This is a genomic window from Pseudomonadota bacterium (assembly GCA_039193195.1).
Classification (GTDB): Bacteria; Pseudomonadota; Gammaproteobacteria; order Steroidobacterales; family JBCBZW01; genus JBCBZW01.
Genome location: JBCCWS010000058.1, coordinates 1 through 15243 on the forward strand (window position 1 = coordinate 1; position 15243 = coordinate 15243).

Below are 15243 nucleotides of genomic sequence, written 5' to 3' on the forward strand. Positions count from 1 at the left end.
ACAGGGGCGCCGCTACCAAACCTGGTGGCGATACGCTCAGTTGGGCTGGTCATCGGCGACAACTGTCCCTAACAGACACAGATTGGCTGGTGCGCATTGGTCAAGCTGATGCTGCTAGCCAATTTTCAACGGGCTGCTAGGGTGTAATCCGCCATGCTCAACAACGTGCCGAGCGACGAGACGTTGACCTTTGACCCGTCGCAGGGGGTCAGTTTCGCGGTGGATGTAAACCACCGTTAAACGCTCCGTGTGACCCGGATCACGGTGCCATCGAGCAAGCCCCCGGCGAGGTCGTAGGAGCGTCACAGATCGCTGGATCGACGGGCATGTTGGCGCGATGGGGCCGGTGCCACAGTGACCTGTGCCGTGGCCGGCGACATCATCCTCTCGTACAGTGCTCGCTCACCTGCCCTCACCGCCAGGATGTCACCGATCCGTGTCTCGTGCTGCTAACCGTCGCCCTCGCTCCCTAGCCGCCGGTTTGCGCTTGCGCGTCGCGGTGACGATCGTGGCCGTGGTGGTGCTCGTTCAAGCGACCAACCTCCTGGTGCTGGTGAGCGGTGACCTGAGCACCCTGGAGCCGACCATCACGGGCGAGGGACCCGACACGGGGCTTGATTTGCCCAGGGCATTCTTCCTAGGGGCTGTGGCCGGGCTACTGGCCTGTGTGCTCGCCGTGCAGATGCTGGCGCGCTCCATCACCCGTCCCTTGCGTGAACTTACGCGCAGCGCCCTGCGCCTGCAGCGAGGCCAGTACCGCACCCCCATCCGCTCGAGTCGGCGCGACGAGCTCGGTGCCCTCGCGCGCACCTTAGACGCCATGCGCCGAGCGATCATCAAGCGCGAGGGAGAGGTGTTGCAGTTGGCGTACAACGACACGCTGACCGGGCTTGCCAACCGCTCACGCTTTCAGCACCGGTTGCAAACACTTCTGGGCGAGGCCGCGGTCATGGGCGCCCCGCGGGCTGTGCTCAGTATGGATCTCGATAGGTTCAAGGTCGTCAACGACACCTTGGGACATGAGGTGGGTGACTACGTGCTGCAGCAGGTGGGCGAGCGCCTGCGGGCCGTGCTGAACGATGAAGATGTGCTGGCCCGCTTGGGCGGAGATGAGTTTGCGATCCTGCTCCATGATGGCCGTAGAGAACGTGCGATTGCGGTGGCGCGCGAGGTGAGTGGACTGCTGCGCCAACCCTTTTGGTACGACGGTCAATCGCTCGATGTGGGGGTCAGTATAGGTGTGGCGAGGGCGCCGGAGCACGGCACGGAGGCGCTGACCCTAATGCGCAGTGCGGAGCAGGCCATGTATGCGTCCAAGCGGGACCACATCATGGTGGTGGAATACGCACCTGAGCTGGACCGACAGAAGTCTCAGCTATCACTCCTTTCGGACTTGCGAGAGGCGATGGAGCAGGGGCAGCTCACACTCTTCTTCCAGCCCAAGGTGTCGGTGCGCAGCGAGTCGGTGCGCTCTGTCGAGGCACTCATGCGCTGGATACACCCCGAGCGTGGACTGATTCCCCCGGACGCGTTCATTCCCTTCGCAGAGCAGACCGGATACATCAAGGAGCTGACCCTGTGGGCGATCGAGGCAGGGTTGAAGCAGTGTGCCGAATGGCGCGCGGAGGGGTTGACGCTTCGTGTCGCCGTCAACGTGTCGACGCGGGATCTTCTAAGCGACGATCTGGCCGCCCGAGTGGGGGAGCTGTTGCGCGTGTATCGGCTGCCACCGCGCGCCCTGTGCCTGGAGATCACCGAGAGTGGCTTTATGAGCGAGCCCCAGCGCGCGCTCGCGGTACTGGAGGAACTCGCCTCGCTTGGCGTGAAGCTCGCGATCGATGACTATGGCACAGGCTACTCGTCCCTGGCGTACCTGATGCAGCTACCCGTGCACGAACTGAAGGTCGATCGAGCCTTCGTCAGGGACATCGGCAAGGACCCTCGTCTCGCCACGATCGTTCGTTCCACCGTCGATCTCGGTCACAACCTCGGTCTGTCCGTGGTGGCGGAGGGCGTCGAGGACGAAGATGCCTGGCAGTGCCTCTGTGACTACGGATGTGATGTGGCCCAGGGCCACTACTTTGCGCCGCCGATGCCGGCCAACGAACTCACCCCTTGGATACTCGCGCGAGCTTCCCAAGCTGGGCACACCAGCCCCGAGCGGTCGGGCACTCCACGGGAGCGGCCAGCGCAGGCACGCGCAGACAGCGAACGACGGGCCGGCTAGGTCTCTGCCTGCGCCAACGGCGCCAGCAACACGACATCCCCAGTGGATTGCTCGGTGGGGGATCGCCCAGGGGGCTCCGTGCCGACCGCCAGCTTCGCGGACCGTACTACTGCCTCTAGCGCGACGGAGCTGAGCTTGGCGCGCAGTGCGCCCAAGCCCGGTGGGCGACCAAGTGAGACCGGCACACCATCCGCCGGCAACATCCAGAGTTCGTAAGACCTGGTCGGTGAGTAGCGCCGCCGGCCCAGGTGGGGCGATGTCGACCAGACCGTAGCCGCTCCACCAAAGTCGCTCAAGTGCATCCGCAGCCCAGACTCGACCGTAGAAGGAGGACAGTCGCCAAGCAGGAGAGTTCTCATGCGCATCTCGATGCTCCCATTCCCTTGCGGACGGTTTCGTACCGTCGTGCCGCGGCGCGTCGAGCGCCGTCACGGGGGCGCCTTGGTGCTGCTAGCACTGCTGTTCGTCGGCATCTTGGGGGCGTGTACACGCGCACCGATCTCAACGCCCGGGGCAATCCGCGGCGCGGCGACCGAGCCAGTCCCGGTGGACTGCGCCGTGGCCCTCGTCCCACACCGGGGGGATGCACCCGTCGATGCGCAGATCCGCCAGTACCAGCGGGAAGCGATCGATCAACCTTCACCTAACACGAAGCGATACACAGCTTGGATCGAGCGTCTTGGTTGGGCCTACGTAAGCGCATCGCGAGTCCACCAAGACGAGGGGTTTCTTACTTTGGCGGAACAGGCGGGGGGTTGCCTACAGGCCTTGGCCGCGCCATCACGAAGTCACCCAGCCGAACTGCTCCTGGGCCATGCCTATCACCAGCAGCATCGTTTTCATGAGGCGGAGCGGATGGCACGCGCGCTGGTGGCCACGCGCGGGCACTGGTACGACCACGGCTTGCTAGGCGATGTACTTCTGGACGTGGGCAAGCTGGAGGGCGCTCGCATCGCCTACCAGCGTTTGGCCGACCTGCGCCCCGGACCGCAGGCTTACCAGCGCGCGGGTGAGCTGCGCTGGATGCTGGGTGATGTGATGGGCGCGCGGGAGATGCTCACACGCGCCGTAAACAGCTTGCGCACCGGCGACCCCCATGTGCTCGGCGCGGTCGCAGTGCGCCTCGCCGAGCTGCAGTGGCAACTGGCTGACCAGGCCGCCGCCCTGCGTACCCTTGACGCACTTACGGCGCTCAACGCCCGTCTTCCATCCGCCGATTACCTTCGCGGTCGAATATTGCTAAGCGCCGGCGAGGCAAGTGCGGCCTCGCCTTACTTGCGCCGAGCCGCGGAGGCGAGCGAGCTGCCCGCCCATCGATGGGCCTTAGTCGACGCGCTGCGCGAAGCAGGTGAAGTCACCCGCGTGCAGGAACAGGCCTTGCTGAGTTCGCTCGTCGACCGCCGCACGCAAGCGCTCTTTCTCGCCACCCATGGGCGAGATGTCGAGCGAGCCCTTGCGCTGGCGGAGGCGGAGCTCACCGCGCGGCGCGACCCGCTGACCCTCTACGCCGCCGCCTTTGCGGCTCTTCAAGCCTCTGACCTAGAGCGCGCTTCGCGCTACGCCGACGAGGCGGACGCCTTTGAAATCCGTGAGGCACGCGCCTGCCTGCACGGGGCTCTGCTCAGTGAACGTCTAGGCAAGGCTCGGCGCCTCGCCAAGCAGTGGTCTTGCGCGCGCACCTACGAACACATGCTGCTCCCTTCGGAGCGCCTCCTCTTTGATCGACTGCAGACCCGCCAGCACTCGGTGGCGCGGGCAGAGATCGAAGCCAATCGCCGCCCGTAGTCTCGGGCGCTTGGTTCCTGCGTTCCACCGAGTGGTCGGGACGATTCAACAGAAATAGCAAGGGGACTTACCCAATGAGGAAATTCGTACGCACTGGACTCGCTGCGGCGCTGACTGTAGCGCTCGCGGGCGCCACGGGCACCGCCCTGGCATCCAGCCACATGGACGCACCGCTGATCACTCTTGATCCGGCGGCAAACACGACGGACGTTTACGCGTTCGTCACGGAGCGAGACGCGCAGAAACGACTCGTCGTGGCACTGGCCACCTACCCCTTCGAGTTTGCCGGGATCGGTCCGCACAAGTACAACTTCGACGACGATGTCCGATACTCGCTGAACCTATCGCTTGGCGAGGACGTGGCGGCCGGGCGCACCAGCATCTCCTACGTGTTCGACTTCACTACCCGTTTCAAGAACGAGAGCACCGTGCTGCAGTCGTATCTGGGCATCGTTGAAAACGTCGACGATGAGGCCCAGAACCTCACTCAGGACTACACGGTGACGCGCATCGACCGCCGCGGCGGCAACCAGCGTGCTAATGACATCGTGACCCTCGGCGGCGGTCTTGTCCCGCCGAACAATCAGGGCGTCGCGACGCCGTTCTACAATCAGGGCGACAACGGAGAGAACCCGGCGAAGAACGGCGTGGGCACTCTCGAGGAGCTCGATCGATACACTCAGCAGAGCGTTGTGTCGCTCGAACGCGGCTACCGTGCCTTCGCCGGCCAGCGTGATGACGGCTTCTTCGGTGACATCCAGGCCGTGTTCGATCTGCTTCAGCTGCGCAACCCCGGCGTGGATGCGCAGGCGGGCTTCAACATCCACCTGATCGCGCTGGAGATACCTTTGGCGGATATCGTGGAAGACGATCTACAGCTAGTAGGCGTTCACGCGACCACCAGTCGCCGCCGCTTCAACGTCCTCAGCAGCGATCCGCAGATCGTGCCCGATGTACAGCAAGGGCGCTTCGTGCAGGTGGCACGCCAGGGCAATCCTCTGTTCAACGAAGGTCTGGTAGCGATCGCTGATTCCGATCTGTACAGCCGCACGACACCGCAGCGCGATGCGGAGTTGTTCTCGACCTACGCCCTGACGCCTGAACTCGCGGCGCTGCTCAACGCCCTCGTCGTGCCGGGCACAGGCCTGGAGGAAGCGGTGGAAACGGAACGCACGGACATCGCGGGCATCTACATCCCCGATCTCATCAAGGTGGATCTTTCGACGCCGGCGGTGCGCCTAGCCGGTAATGGCCCTCACGATCCGCTGAACCCGGATGATGAAGGGTTCTCTGCCCTCTCGATCTTCGGTGACGATGTCGTGCAGAGTCAGATCCAAGACCCTTTTGGTAACGGTGGCCTGGTGCCCGGCGGGTGGCCGAATGGGCGTCGCTTCGGGGATGACGTTGTAGACATCGCCGTATCGGCGCTGCTGAGCGATCTGCGCAGCTTGCCCCTGTTCATCCAGGTGGCTGGTGACAACGTCAACGGCAACGACACGGGTTTCAACAAGGTGTTCCCCTACGAGTCCACGCCGCAGAATGGGCGTACCAGTGGCCGTGGTACGCGCTGAGCCTGCGCTCTGCGCTAGCACGGAGGTCGGGTGTGAGTCTCACGCACCCGGCCGCCGTGTCGGCGCAGGCGGTGCCCGTTGGCTGTTGCTGTGCCTGTTTCTGCTGGCAGCGATGGGAGCCTCCGGCCACGAAGCGGGGCTGAGCTCCGTGACCCTAGGCCAGGCGGGCGATCACGTGACGCTGCGCTATCGCTTCAACGCTGCGGAATTGGCGGCGGTGGCACCCGAGCGCCTGCCTCGACCCTTCGAGACAGTCAGCGTTGGTGGAAGGGCTCTCCACGCAAGCCAGGCGAATTCGATCGCCGACGAGGCGGATCAGGTGGCTTGGGAGGCGCATTACAAGGTGCCCGCGGACTTCGATGAGATGACCTTACGGGTAGACTTGCTGGAGGCGCTACCGCGAGGCCATCGTCAGTTGGTCTTCGTGGGCTCAGGCGCGGAGGGGACCAGTCTGGCCCCTTGGGCCATCCTCGACAGAGAGCATGCGCAGATCGTGCTGGCGATCACCCCCATTTCGCAGGCGGGTATGGACCACAGCCTGGCTTACTGGATGCTGGATGGGGCGCGCCACATCTGGGGCGGGTTCGACCATCTGGCCTTCCTCGGCGTGCTGCTGCTGCCGCTCCTGATGAGCCTGCGCCGCGGCTCTCGCCGCACCACCACGCTGGCCGTTGCGCGCTTGGTAACCGCCTTCAGCATCGCGCACTCGATGACGCTGTTGTCAGCGACCTTCGGCTGGGTGGCTTTGCCCGATCGCCTCGTTGAGAGCAGCATCGCTCTGTCCGTGGTGGTTGCCGCTCTGGCGAATCTCTGGCGCGCGTCACCCTTACCCGGTCTCGCGATGGCGTTTGGCTTCGGCCTGTTGCACGGGCTCGGCTTTGCCGGTGCCCTAGGCGAGACGGGCTTGTCGGGCAGCACCCTGATCCTCAGCTTGCTCGCCTTCAACGTCGGGGTGGAGCTCGGGCAGCTGGCCATCGTGCTGGTCGTGCTCCTGGTGGCTGTGGCGCCGTGGGCACGCCTCGGTATCCCCGTCGAGCAGTCCGCTTGGCGTCGACCGGCAATGTGCGTGGGCTCCGTAGCCATCGCAGCGCTCGGGGCGGCGTGGTTGGTAGAGCGAATCACGCCCCTGCTCGGTCTCTAGGCCGGGGGTGGCATGCGGGCTGCCGTGCGGGCAGCCCGCACCATCGCCATGAGCTCGGCGATAGAAGTTGGCCGTTTACCGCGGGCGCGGTTGGCGACACCGATCTCGAAAGCCAAGCGCCATTGGCGCATGAGCACGCGGTAAGCCTCCAGCAGGCTGTTGCCCGGATCGTAGATGCTCGTCGCCTCTGAGGTCACGCCGTTTAACTCGATCACCTTGAAGTTGTGGCCGTCAGCGAAATCCGTCAAGGACGGGGTGCGGATGTCGTAGCGGCCGAAGTAGAAGCCATCATAGCGCTGACTCAAGGCGTCGATAGCCCGCTCTAAAGCGGGCGTGTGCAGCGCGCTGCCATCGAGGAACAGGCAGCCGAGACAGTGCGTGCCTACCTCCACTAACGCGACCTCTTCGCCGGGGTCCGGGATCTCATCCAGTCGCTTCGCGTGCGCCTTTAGGAAGTGCGGCGCCATGAACACGGCGCGTGGGTGATCGAGGATCAGCGTTTCGAGGCGACGCTTACCGTCACCCGTGATGTGTACGGGTCGTTTGTCCGTGATGGCGAGGATGTGTCCGCGGCTCTCGTTCGGATGGCGATAGTAGAAAACGCCGAACTCGTGGCCGGGGGCGAAGGCCTGCACGAGCGTAGGCAGCGGGTGCTCCATCAGATACTCGAGCACGGCTTGCTGATTGTGCAGGATCGCCACATCGCGCCCGCGCTCGCCGGCGTCTGGCTTCAACACCAGCGGGAACTCTAGGGAGTGCTCTTCGGCGAAGCGCTCGACGAAGGCGGCTCGGGCCGATGCCTCGCCATCGGGTAGCAGGGCGGCGGGCAGGGCGTGAGGATGATCGACCCCGAGTCCATTGAGGATATCCGCCTTTGATTCGCCGACGAAGCCGCCAGCGGGCATGGCTGGGTTGGCGGCGGTGAACACCGTGAGTCCTCGATGGCGTAGGCCGAGGAAGAGGATGTACAGCACGATAGGAGGGTAGAACAGCCAAGGTGGCCAGAACTCCCAGCGCAGCCCTCGTTGCCAAGCCGCGTAGAGCAAGCGCCGACCCCGATGGGTAGCTAAGCTCGTGGTCGTACGAACCCCTAGGTACAACGCTCCAAGGGCGGCGATGCTGATCGGTACGCCCCACGCGCCCCACATCTCGATCCAACGCACGGCGCTTTCGCCCACGCGCCACGCCAGCCCTACTAGCAGCGGCGTCCACAGGGTGGCGGCAAGGGCGAAGTAAGCGGCGAAGCGCGCGAAGGGCATGCCGAGCACACCGGCGGCAACGTAGCAGGGAACGCGCGATCCAGGCACGAGGCGACTCAAGAGGATGACCGCGGGGCCGCGCCGCTCGAACCAGGTTTCACTGTGTGTCAGCTGCGACGGCGTCAAGAGCCAGCGCAATGGTCTGCGCTTGAGCGCCGGGCGGCCGAGGGCGCGGCCGACGAAGTACAGGGCAAGGTCGCCAGTGAATATTCCCAATAGGCAGGCGAAGGTGGCGGGCCAGAACCCAAGTACGCCCCGGGCGACCAGCAAGCCAGCAGTAATGCACGTGAGATCTTCGGTGACGTAGGTAGCCAACATCAGCAAAACGAGCAGAGCGAGCAGCTGCTGACCGTCGACCGGTGGTACGCGGCTCCAGTCGAATGGGGCCGCGGCCGCTCGCAGGCGTTCGGGCGTCGCAGGCATTAGGTCCGACGATGTGCTGCTCGCAAGCACAAAGCGGCGGAGTGCCCCCACCAGCGCTGCCTCGGGCTCAGCGTCGGCGCTGGTACCTAGGGCGATCCCAGCAATCGTTGCCCGATCTGCGTGCGCCACCAAGCGCTCATATTCGCTTACTCGGGCTTGGGCTCGGTCGTCGTCCAATGCACCGATTAGCACCTGGGCAGGTGCGGCGACGGCGCGTAGCTCACCGGCGAGCTCCTCTGGCGAACGGGTCGAGCGTAGGTTTGCAAGTAGCGTCAGCTGTCGAGACACCCTATCCAATACGCCAAAGTGAGGTGTTCCCCAGCGGGCGGCTTCGACCAGCCAGCGTTCGGCGGTGCGCGCCGCTTCGTTCAGGTGATGCTCGCCGATGCCCTCGAGTTGGGCGATACCGCGGGGTGCTATCCACTGCACGGAGCGCACGAGCTCCGGGTGTCGGGCGGCCAATGCGCCTGCCATGGGGGCAGCCTGGCCTACGCTGATCAGATCTACCGCAGGGATCCCTCGCGCGCGCAAACAGGCGGCCAGGCCATCCGCGTCCGCGTGGGTGAGGTCCGGGTGTAGCACGGTGTGCTCACGGCCCAGAGCGCTGGCCCAGAGGTGGCTCGCGGATGGGCTTGGCGAGAGCAGCAGAACGGGGGTCGGAGCGGTTGCGGAGTCGCCCACGGCAGTGCTCGCGAGCGAAGGAGGAGGGAGCCCAGCGGCCCGCCCATCGCCGTCGATGGTGTTCGCCGGCAGCGTCGCCTCGCAAGGTGGCGAGAGGTCCACAGTGCCCTTTGAGGAGGGCGCGGGTGCCTGTGCTAGGAGCCATCCATGGCTGAGCAGCGTCAGGGCCACCCACAGCAGCGCGAGTCGGGCGATCACGGCACCCGCAGCTCAGCAGGCCGCGTGACGTGCCTGCCCGTCTTGATACTCCAGGGTCGACGGCGAGACGCCGAACCCTCGCGGGATCTCCAGGCCCTCACTGCGCAGGATGAAGGCGATTAGGGCGTAATGATGCACGGTGTGACTGACCAGGAACTGCAGCTCCCTCGCAAGGGTGCTCGGTGTCTCGATCTCTTCATCGCGCGAGGAGGCGCTGGAGCTGAGTCTAATGCCGAGGGCAGCGGAGGGCGGATCGCTTGCGAGCCGCTCCAGATGAGCGATCAGTTCGGTGAGGTGCGCGATTGCCAGCGAGCGATCGGCGGCCATGTGCGGGTCCCGCTGCCGATGGTCGTAGTCGACCCGACCGCCTTCAAGGCCGGCGAGAAGCTGTTGGTAGTGGTCGTAAACGTGGCGAAAGTGAGCGCCCACGTTGCTCTCGTAGAGAGGCGGACGAGCGCGGCAATAGTGCTCATCGCTGAGCGCCCGCAGCAGGGCGATCCCCTGGCGCAGGAAGGCAACGTTATCGCGAATCAAATGCTGAGTGTTGGTCACGTAGCTCGTCTTCACGTTGGTTGAGCCGCGCACTGGGCACTGATGCCTGCGTGCAGCTCACCTGCAAGTTTCTTTCGATCGTTCCCGAGGATTGGGTGCTCGGCAAAGCGCAGGCGAGCGACGAAATGCGGCACCTGCAGCAAGCGTAGCAGGTGCGGCACGAACTCATCATCTCCCCACCAGCTCACCACCTCCCCCGGTGGGGCTTCACCGGCGGGTGTCTCGTAGCGAATTCCGGCGTACCACACGGGTGTCTCGCGGCTCGCAGGCACGCTCAGTAGCGAGGGCATCAGGGGCAGTACCTGATCGCCTGCGCTGCTCGTGCCCTCCGGGAATAGGATGACGCCTTCGCCGTCATCGAGTGCCTGGGCAATGCAAGCATTGACCCGCACGACATCGCGCTTGCGCTCGCGCTCGACGAATATCGTGTCCATCGATGCGATGATGCCGCCTGCCAGGGGCCAGCGCGCGAGGTCTGCCTTGGCCACGAAGACGCCGCTCAGGTAGCGCGCCAGCAGAAAGATATCCACGTAGCCCAGGTGATTGGTCACCAGCACGAACGGCGGTTTCGGCAGCGGACCGCAGACGCTCGGGCGAAGGCCGATCAAGCGCGTCACCGCGTGCGCCCACCAACCCATGACCAGGTCGCGCCAGGCGCGAGCCGCCCGGGGCGCCCTCGAGCGCAGGGGCATCCCCAAGCAGCGCACTGCGTACAGCACGGCGGTGACCACGATCAGCGCGGCTAGGCGCAGGGACATCAGGGCGCGACGCACGTGTGTGTCTACTCGAAGAACATGCGGCGTACGCGCTGATTCAAGCTCGCCACGTCGAACAGGGCGAGGAAGTCGATCGTGTTGAAGCGGCTATCGATTGCCGGTGGACTGACGATGCGCGCGCCGTAGTCTAGGTAGAGTTGCATCAGCGGCGGAATCTCCACCGCCCCATCGCGTGCCGCTGGGGCCTGCTTCGACACCGTGGGGACGCGGTAGGCGGGCCGGGTGGGCGCCTGCCAATCGGCGTGCTGACTGCCCGTCTCGATCAGGTGCTCGTGCACCTTGTTCGCCTCCACCGGGTCTTGGCCCGTGAGGGAGCAGCAGCCGAAGAAGTAGCGCATGTCGTTGGCGCTCACGTACGCAGCGAGCCCTCGCCAGAGCAGGAACAACACGCGTTGGTTGCGGTGTTCGCGCGCGATGCAGGCGCGACCGAGCTCTACCGCTTGCGGGAGGATAGGCTCTAGGGCCGAGAGGTCGAACTCGTCGTCCGAGTAGAAGCCCCGCCCGCTATGCGCCATGGCGAAGGTCTGCATTCGGTACGTGCCGACCACTTCCTCCTCGCCCTGCTTGTCCGCGCCGGTGGTGACCATGAGGTGATGGCAATGGGGGTCGAACTCATCCTCGTCGCGACAGCGCTCCCAGGCACTGCGCAAGCCCTCGCCGATCTCTAGGTTGAACACCTCAAAGCGAAGCTTGGTGATGCGATCCAAATCGTGCTGATCCTGGGCGAAGCGCAAGGTGTAGCGACCAGAGCGTTGGCGCGTCGGCGGCATGGCATCGCGGTGGCGCGGGTAGCTATCGACGCCGGCGGGATCTATGGGAGCACTCATGACTGCTAGCCGACTCCCGAACCTGGTGTTGGCAACAAGGGGTTTCCCACCTCACTCACCTCGAAAGCGCCGCACGTTCATCAGGACCAGCGTCAAGCAGCAAGCGAAGGCAGCGACAGCGAGCAGAAACAAGCTGCTATCGGGCGCATCTTCACCTGGAAACTGCACGGCGATCCCAAGGGGGGTGGCGATGTGGAAGAAGATGGCGCCGGCGAGCAGCGCCGTGCCGAGGAGAGCACCGTAGTGTCGCCTCGACGGAATTAGCAAGGCGATGGCAGCAAGTGCCTCAAAGGCGCCGATCACGTAGGCCCCCGCGTGGGTGAAGAAGGTGTCGAGCGGGGCAAGCCCCAAGCTCGAGAACCAGTCGCCGATGGTGCTGAAGATGTGCTGGGTCATCGGGTGGCCAGTGAACTTAAACGGCAGGGTTTGCAGGAAGACGATCGCCGGTACGATGGCGAGCACCCAGGGCAGAGCTTTCTTGAGCACGGCGGCCGCCTCCTTGGCAGCGGAGCAAATCGATCGCAGCGAAGTCTACACGGAAGTGCAGGGTAGACTTCGCCTTGGCACGATGAGTTGGCCCGCGGGGCGTAGAAGTTACCGAGTTAGGCGCGAATTAGACATAACTCCATGTCTCAAGGCAGTTGAGATCGGGTTTTCGCTCGCGCGCAAAGTGTGGGGGATCTAAGTCGTGGTGGAGCGAATCAGCAAGATGATGAGCCGGTCGATGGCGCTAGGCGCGCTCGCCCTAGGCATGAGCGGGGTCGCCGCCCAGTCCGAGGTGTCGCCGCTTTGCGCGACGGTCTACAAGGCCGCCTCAAGTGCCGTCGCCAATCGGGCGGCCGGGCAAAGCGCCGAGCAGCTGCGTGCCGCCTTACCGACCCGCGCCGCGCTGATCGGCGATTCACCTGAGGTGACCATCGCTCGAGTGCTGCACGAGATCATCGACGATGTATTCAGCGAGGCACCGCTCGATCGGGCCGCCTACCCGGTGTATCGCACCGAGGTCTGCGTGCGTGAGGAGGCGCAGCTCCCGGTGCCCGAGAGCTTTGCTGAGGTACGCGCAGCGCTGATGGCGTGTGCTCGCCATGACGGAGATGCACTCATCGAGTGTGCCGTGGCGGTCGCTAGTCCTGGGGACTAATTATGGCCGCGCGGCGTCCTGCCTCAAGCGGCCTCGTCGCCGTCGAGGATGCCGTCGGCGTCGCGATCGATGCCGATCCGCTCCCCGGAGCCTGGCGGCACACAGGTGAAGGTCAGTTCCTGACCCACCACATCCGCCAGGGCCAGCAGGTCCTCCTGGCCGAGCAGTGGCTCTGCTGCCCGGTCGCTGCGGTACTCCCCTGACGGTTGCAACCACCAACCGCGGGCTACTCCGCCGAGCTGCCCTTTCACCACCAGATCGCACTCGGCAATTAGGCCGTCCTCGAGAGCACGCTCCACCATCAGGTCGAGCTTTGGATCGGTAGTCAGCTCGGCGCTCACGGTGACCTGCTCACCAACCACGGGCGCCAACTCGGTCTCGATCACCTGCAGGTACTGGGCCACCTGAGCGCGCTCTTGGTTGGTGCCGACGTCGAAGCTGGCCATGAATTGCACCAGTGTCTGTGTCTCGCCGGTGTTGCGGAAGCCGAAGCCGCGGAAGCGCTCTGCCTGCGGCGGGGCGACGAGCTCCGGCGCACTCACCTTAGTGTATAAATTTCTAAGGTGAGGGATCTTGAAGGCCTGACCCTCGCGCACCACGGAGTTGGCGGTGGTGCCGAACTTGCCCTCTTCGGGGCTGACCTGATGGCAGTCGTTGCAGCGGTCGTCACCTTCCGGTGAGGTGATCTTGTTGAGGAAGATCGTGCGCCCGAAGGACTGGTCAGGGTCGAGGAAGTTGTCGAGGGAGCGCAGGGGGTTGGGCGGGTAGAACAGCTGCAGGGCGAAGTCCGCAAAGGCCTGCATTTCCGTGTCCGTGAGTGGCGCTGTTCGGCCTAGGAGGCCCTCAAAGGCCACGTTGAAGGCCAGGAAGGCAGCGTTGGCATCCAGCGGGTCGCCGCTGGTTGGGTCGTTGCCGCCGGTGCGATCACCGCGCCAGTGCATGGGACCGTTGTTGGCCATGCCGCGCAGGCTCTGGGTGGTCATGGGGCCCTTCATCGGATGGAAGTCGATCGACTGTCCCGGCAGCGGGTCTCGGTGAAGGGGATTGGGGTTGGCTAGAACCAGCGCGTCCGGATCACCTAGATCCCAGGCCAGCTCGTCCTTGTCCCCGTAGATGTGGCAACCGGCGCACGAGGAGTCGCCGCGGCTCGAGGTGTAGCGAGCGTCGTACAGAAAGCGCCGGCCTTCGACGATGCTGGCAGGCTCTGGATTGAATAGCGGCGTACGGGAGATGACCTGTCCGCTGGTCAGGTCTACGGTGGCGATGGAGTTGCTGAAGCGGGTCAGTACATGGAGGCGCCGGCGGGTCTCGTCGAGGACCAGGCCGCTGGGGCCGCCGCCGACCTCAATGTGGCGGGTCGGTCGCGGTACGAAGCTGTCCGCGCGCAGCTGATCGGTGGAGAACAGCCCCACCTTCGACGAGCCGAAAGCGGCCACGTACAAGCGCCTGCCATCCGCGCTGATTACCATGTCCGTCGGTTGCGCCAGGCTCGCCGCCCGCTCCTGCGGTGTGCCGGGGAAGCTCTCGTAGTCGATGTGCTTGTTTAGGTGACGCGGCTGGACGGTGCCGTCCGACGGGTTGATCACCGTGATGCGACTCTCGGCGAAATGCCCGCGAACGGTGCTGCCGCCAAACTCCCCCGGGCCTTCGAAGCGCACCTCGTTGAGCGATTCGAAGTTGGACACGAAGAGCTCCCCAGTCGCTGGGTGTACGGCAATGTTGAACAGGGTAGTGCCGACCCCCTCGTAGACGTCTGTGACAGTCGGCGTCGGCCCGCTGGCGTCGATGGCAAAGACATCACGATCGGTGACCGAGTAGTTGACCTTATCGCTGCGGTCGATCGCGGCCCCGTCGAGCCAGCGCTCGCCGTCGAAGCGCACGATAAGAGCAGTGTCCGGCGCATCGATGCCTTCGATGTTCGTGTCTGGCGGAGGCAGTTCGCCGGCGACGCGACCGCGCGGGATCACCGTGGTTTGGTTGCCGGTCATGAAGCCCGCGGCGTAGACCGTGTCGCCATCGGGCGAGACGGCTAGGGCTCGGGGTACGTCGGTGAACAGGTTCAATACCGCGATCGGCGTACCCGCAGCGTCCGCACCGAGCTCTTGCGTATCGAACACCCAGATATCCGCGTTGCCCGTCTCGTTCTCTCGCTGCAGACTGCGATGGGCCGTGGTGATGAAGGCGTAGCGACCGTCGGGGCCGGCGAAGACGACATCCCGCGGCTCATCGCCCACAGCAAGGGATCGGACCACGCGGAAACCGCCTGCGGCGCGACGCACGATACTCACCGTGTCGGAGAGGTGATTGACCACCCAGATCTCATCGTTCGCTCGTACGCCCACGGCGACCGGTTCTAGGCCCACCGGCACGCTGGCGATTTGAATCAGTCGGTTCGGCGCCGCGCGCAGCACCGCGAGGCGGTTGTCCGGCGTGTTGGCGGCGTAGAGGAAGTTGCCATCCGCCGAACGCGCTAGGGGCCGGACTTGCCCCGATTCGAAGGCCACAAAGCTGGACGCTGTAGCGCCCCCGCCGAACAGCCCCGCCGCAAGTAGGACCACCAGGCGCGTGACTGAGGAGCGAATCCGCGAAAGGCGGACGACGGCGTTCAGATCCATTGAAACCCCCACAGGTCGTCGTCGAGTGCTGGACTTCCAGGCTACTG

Annotated in this window: 12 protein-coding genes; 5 read left to right on the forward strand and 7 right to left on the reverse strand. The window is 64.9% G+C overall.

Annotation, left to right across the window (positions count from 1 at the left end):
• Positions 1-436: 436 nt before the first annotated feature.
• The gene (locus AAGA68_24710) at positions 437-2227 is read left to right on the forward strand and encodes an EAL domain-containing protein (GenBank protein ID MEM9388276.1); all 1791 of its coding nucleotides are present in this window, start codon (positions 437-439) and stop codon (positions 2225-2227) included.
• On the opposite strand, the gene AAGA68_24715 is transcribed toward AAGA68_24710, so the two are convergent.
• Positions 2224-2586: an anti-sigma factor gene (locus AAGA68_24715; GenBank protein ID MEM9388277.1), complete on the reverse strand. Its 363-nt coding sequence runs from the start codon at positions 2584-2586 to the stop codon at positions 2224-2226. The genes AAGA68_24710 and AAGA68_24715 overlap by 4 nt on opposite strands.
• Here AAGA68_24715 and AAGA68_24720 point away from each other — a divergent pair.
• The 3 genes from AAGA68_24720 (at position 2585) to AAGA68_24730 (ending at position 6724) form a co-directional block, all read left to right on the forward strand.
• The gene (locus AAGA68_24720; GenBank protein ID MEM9388278.1) at positions 2585-4012 is read left to right on the forward strand and encodes a hypothetical protein; all 1428 of its coding nucleotides are present in this window, start codon (positions 2585-2587) and stop codon (positions 4010-4012) included. The two genes, AAGA68_24715 and AAGA68_24720, sit on opposite strands and share 2 nt — an antisense overlap.
• Before the next feature lie 74 nt (positions 4013-4086).
• Positions 4087-5583 (forward strand): DUF4331 domain-containing protein, encoded by a 1497-nt coding sequence (locus AAGA68_24725; protein MEM9388279.1) that lies wholly within the window; start codon positions 4087-4089, stop codon positions 5581-5583.
• Positions 5552-6724: a HupE/UreJ family protein gene (locus tag AAGA68_24730; protein MEM9388280.1), complete on the forward strand. Its 1173-nt coding sequence runs from the start codon at positions 5552-5554 to the stop codon at positions 6722-6724. The genes AAGA68_24725 and AAGA68_24730 overlap by 32 nt, the downstream gene beginning before the upstream one ends.
• Here AAGA68_24730 and AAGA68_24735 read toward each other — a convergent pair.
• The 5 genes from AAGA68_24735 to AAGA68_24755 are packed head-to-tail and all read right to left on the reverse strand — an operon-like array spanning position 6721 to position 11926.
• Positions 6721-9285, reverse strand: a complete 2565-nt coding sequence (locus AAGA68_24735) for a VTT domain-containing protein (GenBank protein ID MEM9388281.1) — start codon at positions 9283-9285, stop codon at positions 6721-6723. The genes AAGA68_24730 and AAGA68_24735 overlap by 4 nt on opposite strands.
• A gap of 12 nt (positions 9286-9297) precedes the next feature.
• Positions 9298-9852 (reverse strand): DinB family protein, encoded by a 555-nt coding sequence (locus AAGA68_24740; GenBank protein MEM9388282.1) that lies wholly within the window; start codon positions 9850-9852, stop codon positions 9298-9300.
• A complete protein-coding gene (locus AAGA68_24745; GenBank protein MEM9388283.1) occupies positions 9849-10610 on the reverse strand; it encodes a lysophospholipid acyltransferase family protein in 762 nt (253 codons plus the stop codon). The genes AAGA68_24740 and AAGA68_24745 overlap by 4 nt, the downstream gene beginning before the upstream one ends.
• A gap of 8 nt (positions 10611-10618) precedes the next feature.
• Entirely contained in the window at positions 10619-11440 is an 822-nt protein-coding gene (locus tag AAGA68_24750) for a GNAT family N-acyltransferase (protein ID MEM9388284.1), read from the reverse strand.
• A gap of 51 nt (positions 11441-11491) precedes the next feature.
• Positions 11492-11926: a hypothetical protein gene (locus AAGA68_24755; GenBank protein ID MEM9388285.1), complete on the reverse strand. Its 435-nt coding sequence runs from the start codon at positions 11924-11926 to the stop codon at positions 11492-11494.
• 223 nt (positions 11927-12149) lie between these two features.
• Between AAGA68_24755 and AAGA68_24760 the strand changes: the two genes are divergently transcribed.
• Entirely contained in the window at positions 12150-12581 is a 432-nt protein-coding gene (locus AAGA68_24760) for a hypothetical protein (protein MEM9388286.1), read from the forward strand.
• Between the two features lie 23 nt (positions 12582-12604).
• On the opposite strand, the gene AAGA68_24765 is transcribed toward AAGA68_24760, so the two are convergent.
• Entirely contained in the window at positions 12605-15196 is a 2592-nt protein-coding gene (locus AAGA68_24765) for a hypothetical protein (protein MEM9388287.1), read from the reverse strand.
• Positions 15197-15243: the final 47 nt, after the last annotated feature.

What these genes read in the sequence shown, in the direction of transcription:
- AAGA68_24730 (MEM9388280.1), top strand. Translation starts at nt 5,552, where the DNA reads ATGGGCGTACCAGTGGCCGTGGTACGCGCTGAGCCTGCGCTCTGCGCT.
- AAGA68_24725 (MEM9388279.1), top strand. Translation starts at nt 4,087, where the DNA reads ATGAGGAAATTCGTACGCACTGGACTCGCTGCGGCGCTGACTGTAGCG.
- AAGA68_24720 (MEM9388278.1), top strand. Translation starts at nt 2,585, where the DNA reads ATGCGCATCTCGATGCTCCCATTCCCTTGCGGACGGTTTCGTACCGTC.
- AAGA68_24760 (MEM9388286.1), top strand. Translation starts at nt 12,150, where the DNA reads ATGATGAGCCGGTCGATGGCGCTAGGCGCGCTCGCCCTAGGCATGAGC.
- AAGA68_24750 (MEM9388284.1), bottom strand. Translation starts at nt 11,440, where the DNA reads ATGAGTGCTCCCATAGATCCCGCCGGCGTCGATAGCTACCCGCGCCAC.
- AAGA68_24765 (MEM9388287.1), bottom strand. Translation starts at nt 15,196, where the DNA reads ATGGATCTGAACGCCGTCGTCCGCCTTTCGCGGATTCGCTCCTCAGTC.
- AAGA68_24715 (MEM9388277.1), bottom strand. Translation starts at nt 2,586, where the DNA reads ATGAGAACTCTCCTGCTTGGCGACTGTCCTCCTTCTACGGTCGAGTCT.